11 protein-coding genes are annotated in these 14,148 nt (G+C 54.2%); 7 read left to right on the forward strand and 4 right to left on the reverse strand.

From position 1 onward, the window contains the following. Positions 1-14 precede the first annotated feature (14 nt). Positions 15-830 carry a co-chaperone DjlA gene (gene djlA, locus ACMGGE_RS13280; RefSeq protein ID WP_008502016.1) on the reverse strand — a complete coding sequence of 272 codons (816 nt, stop codon included), beginning with the start codon at positions 828-830 and terminating at the stop codon, positions 15-17. Between the two features lie 239 nt (positions 831-1,069). Between djlA and lptD the strand changes: the two genes are divergently transcribed. From lptD to apaH, 6 genes are read left to right on the forward strand one after another with little or no spacing between them, the layout of a single operon-like run. After that, positions 1,070-3,445, forward strand: coding sequence for an LPS assembly protein LptD (lptD, locus tag ACMGGE_RS13285; protein ID WP_069720147.1), 2,376 nt, complete (start codon positions 1,070-1,072; stop codon positions 3,443-3,445). Between the two features lie 53 nt (positions 3,446-3,498). Beyond that, a complete protein-coding gene (gene surA / locus ACMGGE_RS13290) occupies positions 3,499-4,785 on the forward strand; it encodes a peptidylprolyl isomerase SurA (protein ID WP_045907775.1) in 1,287 nt (428 codons plus the stop codon). After that, entirely contained in the window at positions 4,785-5,771 is a 987-nt protein-coding gene (pdxA, locus tag ACMGGE_RS13295) for a 4-hydroxythreonine-4-phosphate dehydrogenase PdxA (protein ID WP_420293851.1), read from the forward strand. The genes surA and pdxA overlap by 1 nt, the downstream gene beginning before the upstream one ends. Continuing rightward, positions 5,768-6,589, forward strand: coding sequence for a 16S rRNA (adenine(1518)-N(6)/adenine(1519)-N(6))-dimethyltransferase RsmA (rsmA, locus tag ACMGGE_RS13300; protein ID WP_008502020.1), 822 nt, complete (start codon positions 5,768-5,770; stop codon positions 6,587-6,589). The genes pdxA and rsmA overlap by 4 nt, the downstream gene beginning before the upstream one ends. Before the next feature lie 3 nt (positions 6,590-6,592). Further along, the gene (apaG, locus tag ACMGGE_RS13305; RefSeq protein ID WP_032644031.1) at positions 6,593-6,970 is read left to right on the forward strand and encodes a Co2+/Mg2+ efflux protein ApaG; all 378 of its coding nucleotides are present in this window, start codon (positions 6,593-6,595) and stop codon (positions 6,968-6,970) included. 4 nt (positions 6,971-6,974) lie between these two features. After that, positions 6,975-7,823, forward strand: a complete 849-nt coding sequence (apaH, locus tag ACMGGE_RS13310; protein ID WP_045907773.1) for a bis(5'-nucleosyl)-tetraphosphatase (symmetrical) ApaH — start codon at positions 6,975-6,977, stop codon at positions 7,821-7,823. Between the two features lie 36 nt (positions 7,824-7,859). Here apaH and folA read toward each other — a convergent pair whose 3' ends face one another. The 3 genes from folA to kefF form a co-directional block, all read right to left on the reverse strand. Beyond that, complete coding sequence (folA, locus tag ACMGGE_RS13315) at positions 7,860-8,339, reverse strand: type 3 dihydrofolate reductase (RefSeq protein WP_008502023.1); 480 nt, start codon at positions 8,337-8,339, stop codon at positions 7,860-7,862. 114 nt (positions 8,340-8,453) lie between these two features. Beyond that, positions 8,454-10,319, reverse strand: a complete 1,866-nt coding sequence (kefC, locus tag ACMGGE_RS13320) for a glutathione-regulated potassium-efflux system protein KefC (RefSeq protein ID WP_045907771.1) — start codon at positions 10,317-10,319, stop codon at positions 8,454-8,456. After that, a complete protein-coding gene (gene kefF / locus ACMGGE_RS13325) occupies positions 10,312-10,842 on the reverse strand; it encodes a glutathione-regulated potassium-efflux system oxidoreductase KefF (RefSeq protein ID WP_045907770.1) in 531 nt (176 codons plus the stop codon). Before kefF ends, kefC begins: the two co-directional genes overlap by 8 nt. 351 nt (positions 10,843-11,193) lie before the next feature. On the opposite strand from kefF, the gene ACMGGE_RS13330 reads away from it, so the two are divergent. Further along, on the forward strand, positions 11,194-14,115 hold the full coding sequence (locus ACMGGE_RS13330) for an autotransporter outer membrane beta-barrel domain-containing protein (RefSeq protein ID WP_420293852.1): 2,922 nt from the start codon (positions 11,194-11,196) through the stop codon (positions 14,113-14,115). Positions 14,116-14,148 lie beyond the last annotated feature (33 nt).

A 14,148-nucleotide genomic window follows, 5' to 3' on the forward strand; every position in this document is an offset into this window, starting at 1 on the left:
TTCCACAGAGGGGCTTATTTAAAGCCTTTCTTCTCTTTAATCAGTTCGTACGCTTTCTGAATTTCCTGCGCCTTTTGCTTCGCCATCTCCATCATTTCCGGCGGTAAGCCTTTCGCGACCAGCTTGTCCGGATGGTGCTCGCTCATCAGCTTACGATAGGCACGTTTGATCGTGGTCTGATCGTCAGAAGGCTTTACGCCAAGTACGTTACAGGCATCTTCCAGCGTCGGACCACGCTGCGCCTGCTGCCAGGCACCGCCAGACGACTGCTGATGATAGCCGCCGCCAAACTGCGCCCCGCCCTGCATCATGCGCAGGAACTGATCGAACTGCATACGGGAGATACCCAGCTCTTCCGCAATCACGTATAAAACATCGCGCTCGTTAGGGTGAAGCGAGCCGTCGGCGAAGGCCGCCTGGATCTGAATTTCCAGAAACATCCGAATTAAATCAAAACGGCCGAAGCAGATGCTGCGGAACTGACGCATTTTTTCGCGAAGCGGATAGTTATCGGATTTCCCGATGCGAAACGCATTTTGCGCTTCCAGGCGGGAGTCACCGTGCAGATTCATGCGGTCCATAAAGACGCTGGCAATCTGAATATCGGCTTCCGTAACGCGGCCTTTGGATTTGGTTAAATGCCCCATCACCTCAAAAGTGGTGGAGAAAAAGAGTGACTGACGCTCGCGCTGATTGGCAAACCAGGCCATTTTGCGGCTGCGCGCCTTATCAAACATATGGCCAATAATAAGCCCCAGCACTATTCCCCAGAACCCGGCCCCCATGATGATGGCGAACGCAACGCCGATTATTTTACCCCAATACTGCATATACTCCCCGGATAGTCATATTCCTGGCCGACGCAACGTCATCATCACTGTGTTCAAGTCACGGTCAATTGAAGGACATCGCCTATAATTTGCTTTATCATACTCGTCATTCGATAGCGAGCCTAACACTCTGGCACGCAAACGGGCAGGATTAACGCTGGTACTGCGCAGATGAGTAAGATAGTCTCTGAGCGTTTGTAAGCCGTAGCCACTGATGACGGAACAATAAAATACAACGTATGAAAAAACGTATCCCCACCCTCCTGGCCACAATGATTGGCACCGCCCTGTACAGTCAACAGGGGCTGGCGGCCGATCTCGCCTCGCAGTGTATGCTTGGCGTCCCAAGTTATAATCGCCCACTGGTGAGTGGCGATACCAATAGCTTGCCGGTAACCATTACTGCCGACAGTTCAAAAGGGACTTACCCTGACAATGCCACGTTTACAGGCAATGTCGATATTAATCAGGGCAATAGCCGCCTGCAGGCAGATGAAGTGCAGTTGCACCAGAAGCAGCCAGAAGGCGCGGCCGAACCGGTACGCACGGTGGATGCGCTGGGTAATGTGCACTATGACGACAATCAGGTCATCCTGAAAGGTCCGAAAGCATGGTCAAACCTGAATACCAAAGACACTAACGTCTGGAAAGGTGATTACCAGATGGTGGGTCGCCAGGGGCGCGGTGACGCAGACCTGATGAAACAGCGCGGTGAAAACCGCTACACCATCCTGGAAAATGGCACGTTCACGTCGTGTCTGCCGGGTTCAAATACCTGGAGCGTGGTCGGGAGCGAAGTGATCCATGACCGCGAAGAGCAGGTCGCTGAGATCTGGAACGCCCGCTTCAAGGTGGGTCCGGTCCCCATATTCTACAGCCCTTATCTGCAGCTTCCCGTGGGTGACAAACGTCGCTCCGGTTTCCTGATCCCGAATGCCAAATACAGCACCACGAACTACTTTGAGTTCTACCTGCCGTATTACTGGAACATCGCGCCCAACATGGATGCGACGATCACGCCGCATTATATCCATAAGCGCGGCAACGTCATGTGGGAGAACGAATTCCGCTATCTGACCCACGCCGGCGCGGGTCTGATGGAGCTGGATTATCTGCCGTCGGATAACGTTTACAAGGACGACGCCAGAAACGTCTCGGGTGATAACCGTCACCGTTGGCTGTACTACTGGCAGCATTCCGGGGTGATGGATCAGGTGTGGCGCTTTAATGTTGACTACACCAAAGTCAGCGATTCGGCTTATTTTAATGACTTCTCGTCCAAATACGGCTCGAGTACCGATGGCTATGCCACGCAGAAATTCAGCGTAGGCTATGCGGTGCAGAACTTTGACGCAACGGTCTCGTCCAAGAAATTCCAGGTGTTTTCTGACCAGTCCACGCCTACCTATGGCGCTGAGCCACAGCTGGACGTCAACTGGTATCAGAATGACGTGGGACCCTTCGACACCCATGTTTACGCTCAGGCGGTGCATTTCGTGAACACGGATTCGGACATGCCTGAAGCCACGCGTGTTCACCTTGAGCCGACGATCAATCTGCCGTGGTCTAACGACTGGGCAAGCCTGAATACCGAAGCCAAGCTAATGGCGACGCACTATCAGCAAAAAAATCTCGATAATTACAACGCAACGAACAGTGCGCATCTGGAAGAGTCGGTTAACCGAACGCTCCCTCAGTTTAAAATGGACGGCAAGCTGATCTTCGAGCGTGATATGGCCCTGCTGGCGGATGGGTATACCCAGACGCTTGAACCGCGTATGCAGTATTTGTACGTGCCATACCGCGATCAGAGCAACATTCAAAACTACGACTCCTCTTTACTGCAGTCTGACTACAGTGGCCTGTTCCGCGACCGTACTTACGGCGGTCTGGACCGCATCGCCTCAGCGAACCAGTTAACGACCGGCGTCACAACACGTGTTTATGATGATGCCGCCGTTGAACGTTTTAACGTTTCTGTGGGTCAAATCTACTACTTCACAGAGTCTCGCACGGGCGATGACAATATTCAGTGGGAGAAAGACAACAAAACGGGATCGATAGTGTGGGCGGGAGATACCTACTGGCGTATGACTGACCGTTGGGGCCTGCGTGGCGGTGTGCAGTATGACACGCGTCTCGACAACGTTGCTAACAGTAGTGCAGCCATAGAGTATCGTCGCGATGAAGATCGTATGATTCAGGTAAGCTATCGTTACGCTAGCCCAGAATATATTCAGGCAACGCTACCGAAAAGCAATGATCAGAACAGCATCAACTACTGGAAATCGCCACAATATTCGGATGGTATTTCTCAGGTCGGTGCGGCAGCGAGTTGGCCCATCGCCGACCGTTGGTCAATCGTAGGCGCTTACTACTTTGACACTAACGCGAATAAAGCTGCTGACCAGATGGTGGGGCTGCAATATAACTCCTGCTGCTACGCGCTGCGTGTCGGTTACGAACGTAAGCTTAACGGCTGGGAAAACAATCAAAGCAAATACGATAACGTGATTGGCTTTAACTTCGAGTTACGCGGCCTGAGTTCCAACTACGGTCTGGGTACGCAGAAAATGCTGCGCTCGAATATTCTGCCTTACCGCAGTTCCTTGTAATGTGCTTGATTTGCAACGTAATCCGCTTTGCGGTTAATTGAAATGGAAAAAGTATGAAGAACTGGAAAACGCTGCTGCTCGGTGTCGCTATGGTTGCGAATACCAGCTTCGCGGCCCCCCAGGTTGTTGATAAAGTCGCCGCGGTGGTTAACAACGGCGTCGTGCTTGAAAGTGACGTTGACGGTCTGATGAAATCGGTGAAGCTCAATTCGGGCGAAGCGGGTCAGCAGCTTCCGGATGACGCCACACTGCGCCATCAGATCCTGGAGCGTCTGATCATGGATCAGATCGTTCTGCAGATGGGGCAGAAAATGGGTGTGAAGGTCACTGACGAGCAGCTCGATCAGGCGATCGCTAACATCGCGAAACAAAACAACATGTCTTTAGACCAGATGCGCAGCCGTCTGGCCTATGACGGCATCAGCTACGCCACCTACCGTAATCAGATCCGTAAAGAGATGCTGATTTCGGAAGTGCGTAACAACGAAGTGCGTCGCCGCGTCACTATCCTGCCTCAGGAAGTGGACGCGCTGGCAAAACAGGTGGGTAACCAGAACGATGCGAGCACGGAGCTGAATCTGAGCCACATTCTGATCCCACTGCCAGAGAATCCAACGTCCGATCAGGCTGCGGAAGCAGAAAGTCAGGCGCGTTCAATTGTCGAACAGGCGCGTAACGGCGGTGACTTTGGCAAGCTGGCCATCACCTACTCCGCAGACCAACAGGCGCTGAAAGGCGGCCAGATGGGCTGGGGACGTATTCAGGAGCTGCCATCCATCTTTGCCCAGGCCCTGAGCACGGCGAAGAAAGGGGATATCGTCGGTCCAATCCGTTCAGGCGTGGGCTTCCACATTCTGAAAGTGAACGATCTGCGCGGCCAGAGCCAAAATATCTCCGTTACCGAAGTTCACGCTCGCCATATTCTTCTGAAACCGTCACCAATCATGACTGACGATCAGGCGCGTGCGAAGCTGGAACAGATTGCAGCAGACATTAAGAGCGGTAAAACCTCGTTTGCGAAAGCAGCAAAAGAGTTCTCGCAGGATCCTGGCTCTGCTAACCAGGGCGGCGATCTGGGCTGGGCGGCAGCGGATATCTACGATCCTGCCTTCCGTGACGCGCTGATGAAGCTGAACAAAGGCCAGATTAGCGCGCCGGTCCACTCTTCGTTTGGCTGGCATCTGATCGAGCTGATGGACACCCGTAATGTTGATAAAACGGATGCGGCGCAGAAAGACAGAGCCTACCGTATGCTGTTTAACCGTAAGTTCTCCGAAGAAGCAGCCACCTGGATGCAGGAACAACGCGCCAGTGCTTACGTGAAAGTGCTGAGCAACTAATGAAACAGCATCGTGTTGTTATCACGCCCGGCGAACCCGCCGGGATTGGGCCTGACCTTGTTGTCCAGCTCGCCCAGCGCAGCTGGCCAGTAGAACTGGTTGTCTGCGCGGATGCAACACTGTTACAGGACCGGGCAACGCTGCTCGGTCTGCCTTTAACGCTCATCCCTTACGTTGAAGGCCAACAGCCTGCACCGCAGCAAGCCGGTACCCTCACCCTTCTTTCGGTTCCCCTTCGTACGCCGGTCATTCCTGGCCAGCTCAGCACGGAAAACGGCCACTATGTGGTTGAAACCCTTGCGCGCGCCTGCGACGGTTGCCTGAAGGGCGAATTTGCCGCCCTGATTACCGGCCCCGTCCACAAAGGCGTGATCAACGAAGCGGGCATACCGTTTACCGGGCATACGGAGTTCTTCGAAGAGCGATCGCACAGTCCGAAAGTGGCGATGATGCTGGCGACCGAAGCGATGCGCGTTGCCCTGGTGACCACCCATCTGCCGATCAAAGCGATTCCGGATGCGATCACCCCCGATCTCCTGCGCGAGATCATCGGGATTTTGCATCACGATCTGCAGACAAAATTTGGGATCCCGCAGCCGCATGTGCTGGTTTGTGGCCTGAATCCGCACGCGGGCGAAGGCGGACACATGGGCACCGAAGAGATCGACACCATCATTCCGGTACTCAACGAAATGCGGGCGAAGGGAATGAACCTCAGCGGTCCGCTGCCTGCTGATACCCTTTTCCAGCCGAAATACCTGGATAATGCCGACGCCGTGCTCGCGATGTACCACGATCAGGGCCTGCCCGTGCTAAAATACCAGGGCTTTGGCCGCGGGGTGAATATCACCCTCGGTTTACCCTTTATTCGAACGTCCGTTGACCACGGTACTGCGCTGGATCTGGCAGGCCAGGGGAAAGCGGATGTCGGCAGTTTTATTACGGCGCTTAATCTCGCCATCAAAATGATTGTTAATACTCAATGACTAATCGAGTCCATCAGGGCCACTTAGCCCGTAAACGTTTCGGGCAAAACTTCCTTAACGATCAGTTCGTGATCGAAAGCATTGTCTCGGCTATTAATCCACAAAAAGGCCAGGCGATGGTCGAAATCGGCCCGGGCCTTGCCGCACTGACCGAGCCGGTAGGCGAACGCCTCGACGAACTGACCGTCATCGAACTGGACCGCGATCTGGCCGCACGCCTGCAAACGCACCCGTTCCTCGGGCCGAAGCTGACTATCTATCAGCAGGACGCCATGACCATGAACTTCGGCGAACTTTCGGAAAAAATGGGCCAGCCGCTGCGCGTATTCGGCAACCTGCCGTATAACATCTCCACGCCGCTCATGTTCCACCTCTTTAGCTATACTGATGCCATTGCCGATATGCACTTCATGTTGCAAAAAGAGGTGGTTAACCGTCTGGTTGCAGGCCCGAACAGTAAAGCGTATGGTCGTTTAAGCGTGATGGCACAATATTACTGCAACGTGATCCCGGTACTCGAAGTACCGCCGTCAGCGTTCACACCGCCACCGAAAGTGGATTCAGCGGTTGTGCGCCTTGTGCCGCACAAAACGAAACCGTACCCGGTTAAAGATCTGCGTGTACTGAGCCGCATTACCACTGAAGCCTTTAACCAGCGTCGTAAAACGATCCGTAACAGCCTCAGCAATTCGTTCACCGTTGAGGTATTAGCTGAACTGGGGATCGACCCGGCAATGCGTGCGGAGAACATTTCCGTAGAGCAGTACTGCAAGCTGGCTAATTACATCAGCGAAAATGCGCCGCCGAAGGAGAGTTAAGCCATGATTGATTCGCCCCGCGTATGTGTCCATGTACAAAGCGTCTATGTTGAATCACAGTCCTCGCCGGACGAAGAACGTTTTGTCTTTGCTTACACCGTGACCATTCGCAACCTGGGGCGGACGCCCGTGCAACTGCGCGGACGCTACTGGCTTATCACCAACGGCAATGGCCGCGAAATCGAAGTTCAGGGGGAAGGAGTGGTCGGTGAACAGCCCCACATCGCCCCTGGCGAAGAGTACCAGTACACCAGCGGCGCGGTGATTGAAACGCCGATGGGTACCATGCAAGGCCATTATGAAATGGTCGATGTCGATGGCAATGGCTTCCGCGTTGCCATTCCCGTGTTCCGTCTCGCCGTAACCACACTTATTCATTAATCTAATGTCTACATATCTGATTGGCGACGTTCACGGTTGCTACGATGAACTGATCGCATTATTAAAACAGGTCGACTTTACGCCAGAACAGGACACGCTCTGGCTGACGGGCGATTTAGTCGCACGTGGCCCCGGCTCTCTTGAGGTATTGCGTTTTGTCAAATCACTGGGCGACAGCGTGCGCATGGTGCTGGGCAATCACGATCTGCATCTGCTGGCAGTGTTCGCCGGGATCAGCCGCAATAAACCAAAAGATCGCCTCACCCCGCTGCTGGATGCGCCGGACGCGGACGATCTGATTAACTGGCTGCGCCGTCAGCCCCTGCTTCAGGTCGACGAAGAGAAAAAGCTGGTCATGGCGCATGCCGGGATCACGCCACAATGGGATCTTGAAACAGCGAAAACCTGTGCGCGTGACGTTGAGGCAGTGCTGGCAAGCGATTCGTATCCTTTCTTCCTCGATGCCATGTACGGCGACATGCCGAACCACTGGAGCGAGGATCTCAGCGGTCTGGCCCGTCTGCGCTTTATCACGAACGCCTTCACCCGCATGCGTTTCTGCTTCCCGAACGGACAGCTGGACATGTATTCCAAAGAGACGCCGGAAAGCGCACCGGCCCCGCTCAAACCGTGGTTTGCCATTCCGGGACCGGTGACAAGCGAGTACAGCGTGGTATTTGGTCACTGGGCTGCACTGGAAGGAAAAGGGACGCCGGACGGGATTTACGGTCTGGATACCGGATGCTGCTGGGGCGGAGAGCTAACCTGCTTACGCTGGGAAGATAAAGCTTACTTTGTTCAGCCGTCCAACCGACAGCTGGACTTAGGGGAAAGTGAGGCCGTCGCCTCCTGAATCATGCCCCCTCCCGGGCGGGAGAGGGCAAATCACTTAACGACGTTCCAGGATCTCGAAGCAGTAGCTGTGAGAGTTCTGTGCATCCGCATCGTGGAATTCGCTGAATACCGATTCCCACTCGTCCGGATCGTAGTCCGGGAAATGGGTATCCCCTTCCACTTCCGCATCAATATGGGTCAGATACAGCTTCTGCGCTTTAGGCAGGAACTGCTCGTACACGCGCCCGCCGCCAATCACCATGATCTCTTCGGCATTGCCGCATGCAGCAATCGCCTCGTCGACGGATTTTACCCATTCGACGCGATCGTCAGTACCCGGCTGGCTACTGATAACGATATTTTTACGGCCCGGCAATGGACGACCAATCGACTCCCAGGTCAGGCGGCCCATCACTACCGGCTTGTTTAACGTAGTACGTTTAAACCATGCGAGATCGGCAGGCAGGTTCCACGGCATGGCATTTTCCATACCGATAACGCGGTCCACCGCCAGCGCTGCAATCAGACTGATCATTGAAAATTTCCCGGATGCAAAAAATTGCCGCCACTATACGGAAAGCTTAATCTTTCGTCGACTGGCGGCAGAGTAAAGATACAGAAATTTTTTAATATTGCTGGCAACTCCACTTCACGCGGAAGGTTTACTCTCCGGTTCGTCAGACGGATCCCCGGTATGCTTGCCCTCTTCTGTGCCCTGCCAGCCGTGACGCTGGATCAGCGACAGGTGATTGCGATCCTCATTGATGATTTCCGTCAGCATGGCGCTGGTGCGTTTAAACACTGCCGCACGCTCCGTGGCCGTACTGCCCGCCATCGCCGCCATCTCTTCCACCATTTCGGTATTAAAGCGACGGAACAGATCCGCCCGTTCGCGGGCTTCATACGCGCCGAGCCCCAGGTTTTCCAGCGCCATGCGGCCAGACTTCAGCGCGCCTTCAAAGGTTTCACGCTCGGGGGCTGCGACGCCCGCCTGCCTGAGGCGGATATAATGATCAACATCGCGCGCGCGGGAAATGATGGTTAGATCCGGAAAATGCTCTTTCGCCATTTCCACCATCTGCAGGCTGGTCTCCGGATCGTCAATCGCGTTAATCAATACCTCCGCTTTCGCCGCCCCGGCGGATTCCAATAGATCGACGCGCGTTGCATCGCCGTAAAACACCTTCATATCAAATTTACGCAGGGTATCGACATGGTCGGGGTCGTGATCGAGGATAACCATTTTCACCCCGCTGGACAGCAACAGACGACCAACGATCTGCCCGTAGCGGCCAAATCCGGCAATGATGACGCGAGGCTGCTCCTCGTCAATCTCATCGGCTTCGCGCTCCTGATCGCTACCCGATTTTTCCAGACGCGTCAGCACCACCAGCAGAACGGGCGTCGCGGCCATCGACAGTGCGACTGCCAGCGTCAGCGCTTTTGCCCACTCGGGATCGAGGACGTTTGCCATCTGCGCCGCGCCAAAGACCACGAACGCAAATTCGCTCCCCTGCCCCAGCAGAACCGCAAACCAGCTGCGCTGCTTATTCGGCACCTTCAGCGGACGCGCAATCAGCCACAGCATCGCCATTTTAATGATCAGGAAGCCGACCAGCAGGACGACGATCCGCAGCGGGTGCGTCACCAGCGTGCCGAAGTCGACGGACATTCCTACGCCGATGAAAAACAGCCCCAGCAGCAAGCCTTTGAACGGCTCGATATCGCTTTCCAGCGCGTGACGGTATTCGGAACTCGCCAGCAGAACGCCCGCCAGGAAGGCCCCCATCGCCATCGAAAGACCGGCTTCCTCCAGCAGCAGACCGAAACCAAACACCAGGAAGAGCGCAACGGCACTGAACACTTCGCGAAGGCCCGAGCGGGCAACGAACCGCAGCAGCGGGCGGGTGACGTAGCGACCAAGCAGCACCACCAGCGCCAGCGCCCCCACGACTTTTAATGCCGACAGCGCGAACGCCCCCAGCGTCGTGGAGGAACCGCTGGCCGCCAGCAGCGGAATCATCGCCACCAGCGGGATAGCGGCAATGTCCTGGAACAGCAGCACTGAGAACGCGCTGCGTCCCATCTGGGAGACCGTCAGATTGCGCTCGTTCATGGCCTGCATGGCAATGGCGGTCGAGGAAAGCGCCAGCGTCATGCCGATAAGCTCTGCCACTTTCCAGTCCATGCCCAGCAGGATGCAGAACCCACCCAGCAGCAGGCCGCAGGCCACCATCTGCAGCGCACCGCCGCCAAATACCGAGGCGCGAAGCTTCCACAGGCGCTGCGGATCGAGTTCCAGACCAATCACAAAGAGCATCAGCACAACGCCAATTTCAGCGAAATGAAGGATCGCCTCTGCATCCGTCACCAGTCGAAAGCCCCACGGCCCAATAACGCAGCCCGCAATCAGGTAGCCGAGAACAGAGCCCAGCCCCAGGCGTACCGCCACGGGCACAATCAGCGCCGCTGCGCCAAGGTATATCAGCGCCTGTATCAGCGTATGGCTATCCATGGTGCGCCTCCTGCCACTCAAGTAAGCGTTGTTTATAATGGCGAGCCTGCGCCTGCAGCGTTTCGTCATCGCAGACAAAGGTGCAGTGCATCGCAAAAGGCGGGAGCCAGTTCAGGCCGCAGTAGAGCGCGGTCGCCTGCAGCGGCTGTGCCAGGACCTCAAAACCCGGGAAGGAACCAATATCAAAGTGGCTTTCTCCTCCGCCCGTGGTGACCGCCCACATCAGGCTTTTCCCTTTTAGCGCATGACCATTGTGGCCATACGCCCAGCCGTGGGAGAAGACCTTATCAATCCACAGCTTCAGCAGCGGGGGCGTGCTGTACCACTGCATGGGATGCTGCCAGACGATCAGATCGGCACGGGAAAGCGCCTCCTGTTCAGCGGCGATATCGATGTTGAAATCGGGATAAAGTTGATAGAGAGAACGTATCTCTACGTTATCAAGCGTCCTTACCTGCTCAAGCATCCGCTTATTCGCATGCGAGTGCTGCGGATAAGGGTGCGCGTAAATAATGAGTATCATCAAATGGCCTGTCTTCTTCTCTTCTTGTAGCAGTGAGTGTAGACAGTTAACCCGCCCGGTGAAAGGGGCGTAGAGGCCATGAAAAGGAAAGCGCAGCTATTGGTAATCATCATTCGCAGGACGTTTTTATCTTCGCAAAAGATCCATGACATGAATTCCTCCCGTTAATCCATATAAAGATGAGATATTTTAAGAAAATCTAAAATAATTTTTTAATAAATCGATCTATACATAACACATTGAAAAAATAATAATTTTATGCTCTTTGTCGCGAGCTCATTCTTTTACTTCGCATATAAACGTTATTTTAATGCGTTATATCGCGCCCTTCTTATTCAAATGGATGTGTACATGAGCAACAATTATTTCAGACTCAATAAAACAACCAGAACGCTGGGCAATCTGTTTCCTGCCTTGTTGATATTCACGCCCGCCGTAGCCTTTTCCGGTACGATTGACCAGTCCACCTCCGTGCCGCAAGATTTCTCCGCCGACACTGAATACGTCATAAGTAAAGACGTTACGATCACCTCTTCCGGGAATGAGGCGGCCGTCTCCGTAACAGGGTTTAACGTAAAAACGGCCACCAATCAGGGAAATATTTCTGGAACGGCAAACGGGCTAGAGATTAATACTGGCGCGCAGCGCGTCATTATTAATAATGATGTCAACGCAAATATTACATCTAAAACAGGCAACGCTATTAACATCCAGTCAATGCTGGGTGACTTAAATAATGAGGGAAATATTTCCGGCTCTGAAAATGGGATCTTTGTCAGTGAATCTTCCTCTGCAATAAATATTTCCAATACGTCATCGGGAGTGATAAAAGGTAAGAACGGTATCAGCGCTCAAACAGGGGCCGGTATAGATAACAGCGGTACAATCACCGGCACGAGTGACAACGGTATTATCCTGAGCGATGGCAATTCGAAAATCATCAACACGGGTACCGTTCAGGGCCTTCAGAACGGCATCAACGTAACGGATACGGCGAAAGTTGATATCACTAACAAGGGCTCGATTGGCGGTGGCGGTACGGCGATTACGTTTGCCAGCAGCAAAAATAATACATTTGTACTTGATACAGGCTCGTCACTGAAAGGCGACGTCATTTCTAGCGTCTCTAAAGGAAATACGGTAACCCTGGCAGGAACCGGCACAGAAGACAGCAATTTTGTTGGCTTATCGGAAGGCGATGGCTTTGCTTCTTTAGAAATGGACGGCGAAAGCTGGGCGCTCTCAGGGAATATCGACATTATCGGTTCTGGCAATTCGCTGCTGGTTAACAGCGGTGATTTAATCCTGTCGGGGAATGTGTCTAATGCAGGCACGACTCTCGTTGCCGAAGATGCTTCTCTCCAGCTGGGTGATGGCACGAAAACGGCGACGCTGAGCGGTGGATTGACCAACAACGGCACCCTTATTTTTAATCAGGGCAGTAATACGGCGTTCGCAACCGGCATTACCGGTAGCGGCAATGTTGAAAAAGTGGATTCCAACACCCTGACGCTAACCGGCAAAAACACCTACACGGGTGATACCGTTCTGCATAGCGGCACCACGCTTGTCGCTGTTGGTTCAACGCTTGGTACAAAGAATAGCAACGCGACGATTACTGTCGAAAATGGCGCTCAGTTTGCCACTGCTGGCGAAGTAAACGACAATATCAACATCCTCACGGGTGGTACGCTGGCAGCATGGAATGCGATTCAGGGTAACGATACGCTGAGCGTTTCAGGTATCGATACGGTCAACGGCAACGTCACCAACGGTGGCACACTGTTACTCAGCGCCGCCAATAACAGCGTTGGCAATAATTTCACCATTAACGGCGACTATACCGGCTCTGCGGGCAGTCAGATCGTGATGAACAGTACCCTGGGTGAAGACAACTCGCCAACCGATCATCTCACCATTACCGGCAGCAGCTTTGGCCAGTCCGACGTCAGCGTTAACAACATTGGCGGCCTGGGCGCGCAAACCGTTAACGGCATGGAAATTGTCAGCGTTGGCGGCAGCTCCGAAGCCCAGTTGACCCTTGCCAAACCGGTGGTTGCCGGTGCGTGGGAATATAATCTCTATCAGCACAGCAACGGCAACTGGTACCTGGAGTCAAAGGCCACGCCTTCCGATGAACCGTCTGATAATACCGATGATGGCGATAACACCGACAACGGTGATAACACCGACAACGGCGGTAACACCGACAACGGCGGTAACACCGACAACGGCGGTAACACCGACAACGGCGGCAACACCGACAACGGCGGTAACACTGACAACGGCGGTAACACTGACAACGGCGGCAACACTGACAACGGCAGCAACAGCGGTCCTGAGGTCATGGCTCCGGAGGTTGGCGCTTACTTAGGCAACTACCTTGCCGCGCAGAGCATGTTCCTGCACAAGCGTGACGATCGCGACCAGATCACCTACCGTAATGAAGAAGACCTCAACACCTGGATGTACGTCAAAGGTCGCTACCATGAAAACAATGCAGGCGGCGACAAAGTCAGCTATGACACCACCACCACCGTGCTTCAGGTAGGCAGCGACTTTATGAGCAAGCCTATGGACAACGGTATTCTGCGTGCGGGCGGCATGTTTGGGGCCGGTCAGGCGAAAACCCACTCTGATGCAAAACACAACGTGCGTGATGCGCAGGGCAAAGTGGACGGCTTTAACGTCGGCCTGTATGCAACCTGGCAGGAAGATCAGAAGCTGCGCCTGGGCAGCTACGTTGATACCTGGGCCGCCTACAGCTGGTACAACAATAAAGTGACCAGCAATCGCAACGATGAAGACTACGACAGCACCGGTTTTGCCGCTTCCGTCGAAGTGGGCCATGCGTGGGTGGTTGATTCAGAGAATGAGCGCACCTGGAAAATCGAACCGCAGGCTCAGATCGTCTACAGCTATCTGGATCAGGAAAATCATACCGATCGCGACGGCGTGCGGGTGACAACGCTGGACAATGACGGTCTGTTTGGTCGTCTGGGCGTCAAATCAAGCTACTTCCAACAGAAAGATGTGAAAGCCTGGCAGCCGTACGTTGCCGTGAACTGGCTGAAAGGTGCGGGTCAAAACGATCTGGCGTTTAACGGCGAGACTGTCAGCAACGATACGCCGGAAGATCGTGGGCAGCTGGAACTGGGCGTCACCGGTAACCTGAACGACACCACCACGCTCTCCCTGCGCGCCAGCGGCGAGTGGGGTGAAAACAGCTATGCTGCTTATGGCGGTCATATCCTGCTGAACCACCGCTGGTAATCGTTCCTGAAAGACTAAAAGCCGTGGCAAACG

Source organism: Enterobacter sp. BNK-22 (assembly GCF_048684805.1).
GTDB lineage: Bacteria > Pseudomonadota > Gammaproteobacteria > Enterobacterales > Enterobacteriaceae > Enterobacter > Enterobacter quasiroggenkampii.

Bases quoted from the DNA above. Each gene is read 5' to 3' on its own strand.
- djlA (WP_008502016.1), bottom strand. From the start codon at position 830: ATGCAGTATTGGGGTAAAATAATCGGCGTTGCGTTCGCCATCATCATG.
- lptD (WP_069720147.1), top strand. From the start codon at position 1,070: ATGAAAAAACGTATCCCCACCCTCCTGGCCACAATGATTGGCACCGCC.
- surA (WP_045907775.1), top strand. From the start codon at position 3,499: ATGAAGAACTGGAAAACGCTGCTGCTCGGTGTCGCTATGGTTGCGAAT.
- pdxA (WP_420293851.1), top strand. From the start codon at position 4,785: ATGAAACAGCATCGTGTTGTTATCACGCCCGGCGAACCCGCCGGGATT.
- rsmA (WP_008502020.1), top strand. From the start codon at position 5,768: ATGACTAATCGAGTCCATCAGGGCCACTTAGCCCGTAAACGTTTCGGG.
- apaG (WP_032644031.1), top strand. From the start codon at position 6,593: ATGATTGATTCGCCCCGCGTATGTGTCCATGTACAAAGCGTCTATGTT.
- apaH (WP_045907773.1), top strand. From the start codon at position 6,975: ATGTCTACATATCTGATTGGCGACGTTCACGGTTGCTACGATGAACTG.
- folA (WP_008502023.1), bottom strand. From the start codon at position 8,339: ATGATCAGTCTGATTGCAGCGCTGGCGGTGGACCGCGTTATCGGTATG.
- kefC (WP_045907771.1), bottom strand. From the start codon at position 10,319: ATGGATAGCCATACGCTGATACAGGCGCTGATATACCTTGGCGCAGCG.
- kefF (WP_045907770.1), bottom strand. From the start codon at position 10,842: ATGATACTCATTATTTACGCGCACCCTTATCCGCAGCACTCGCATGCG.
- ACMGGE_RS13330 (WP_420293852.1), top strand. From the start codon at position 11,194: ATGAGCAACAATTATTTCAGACTCAATAAAACAACCAGAACGCTGGGC.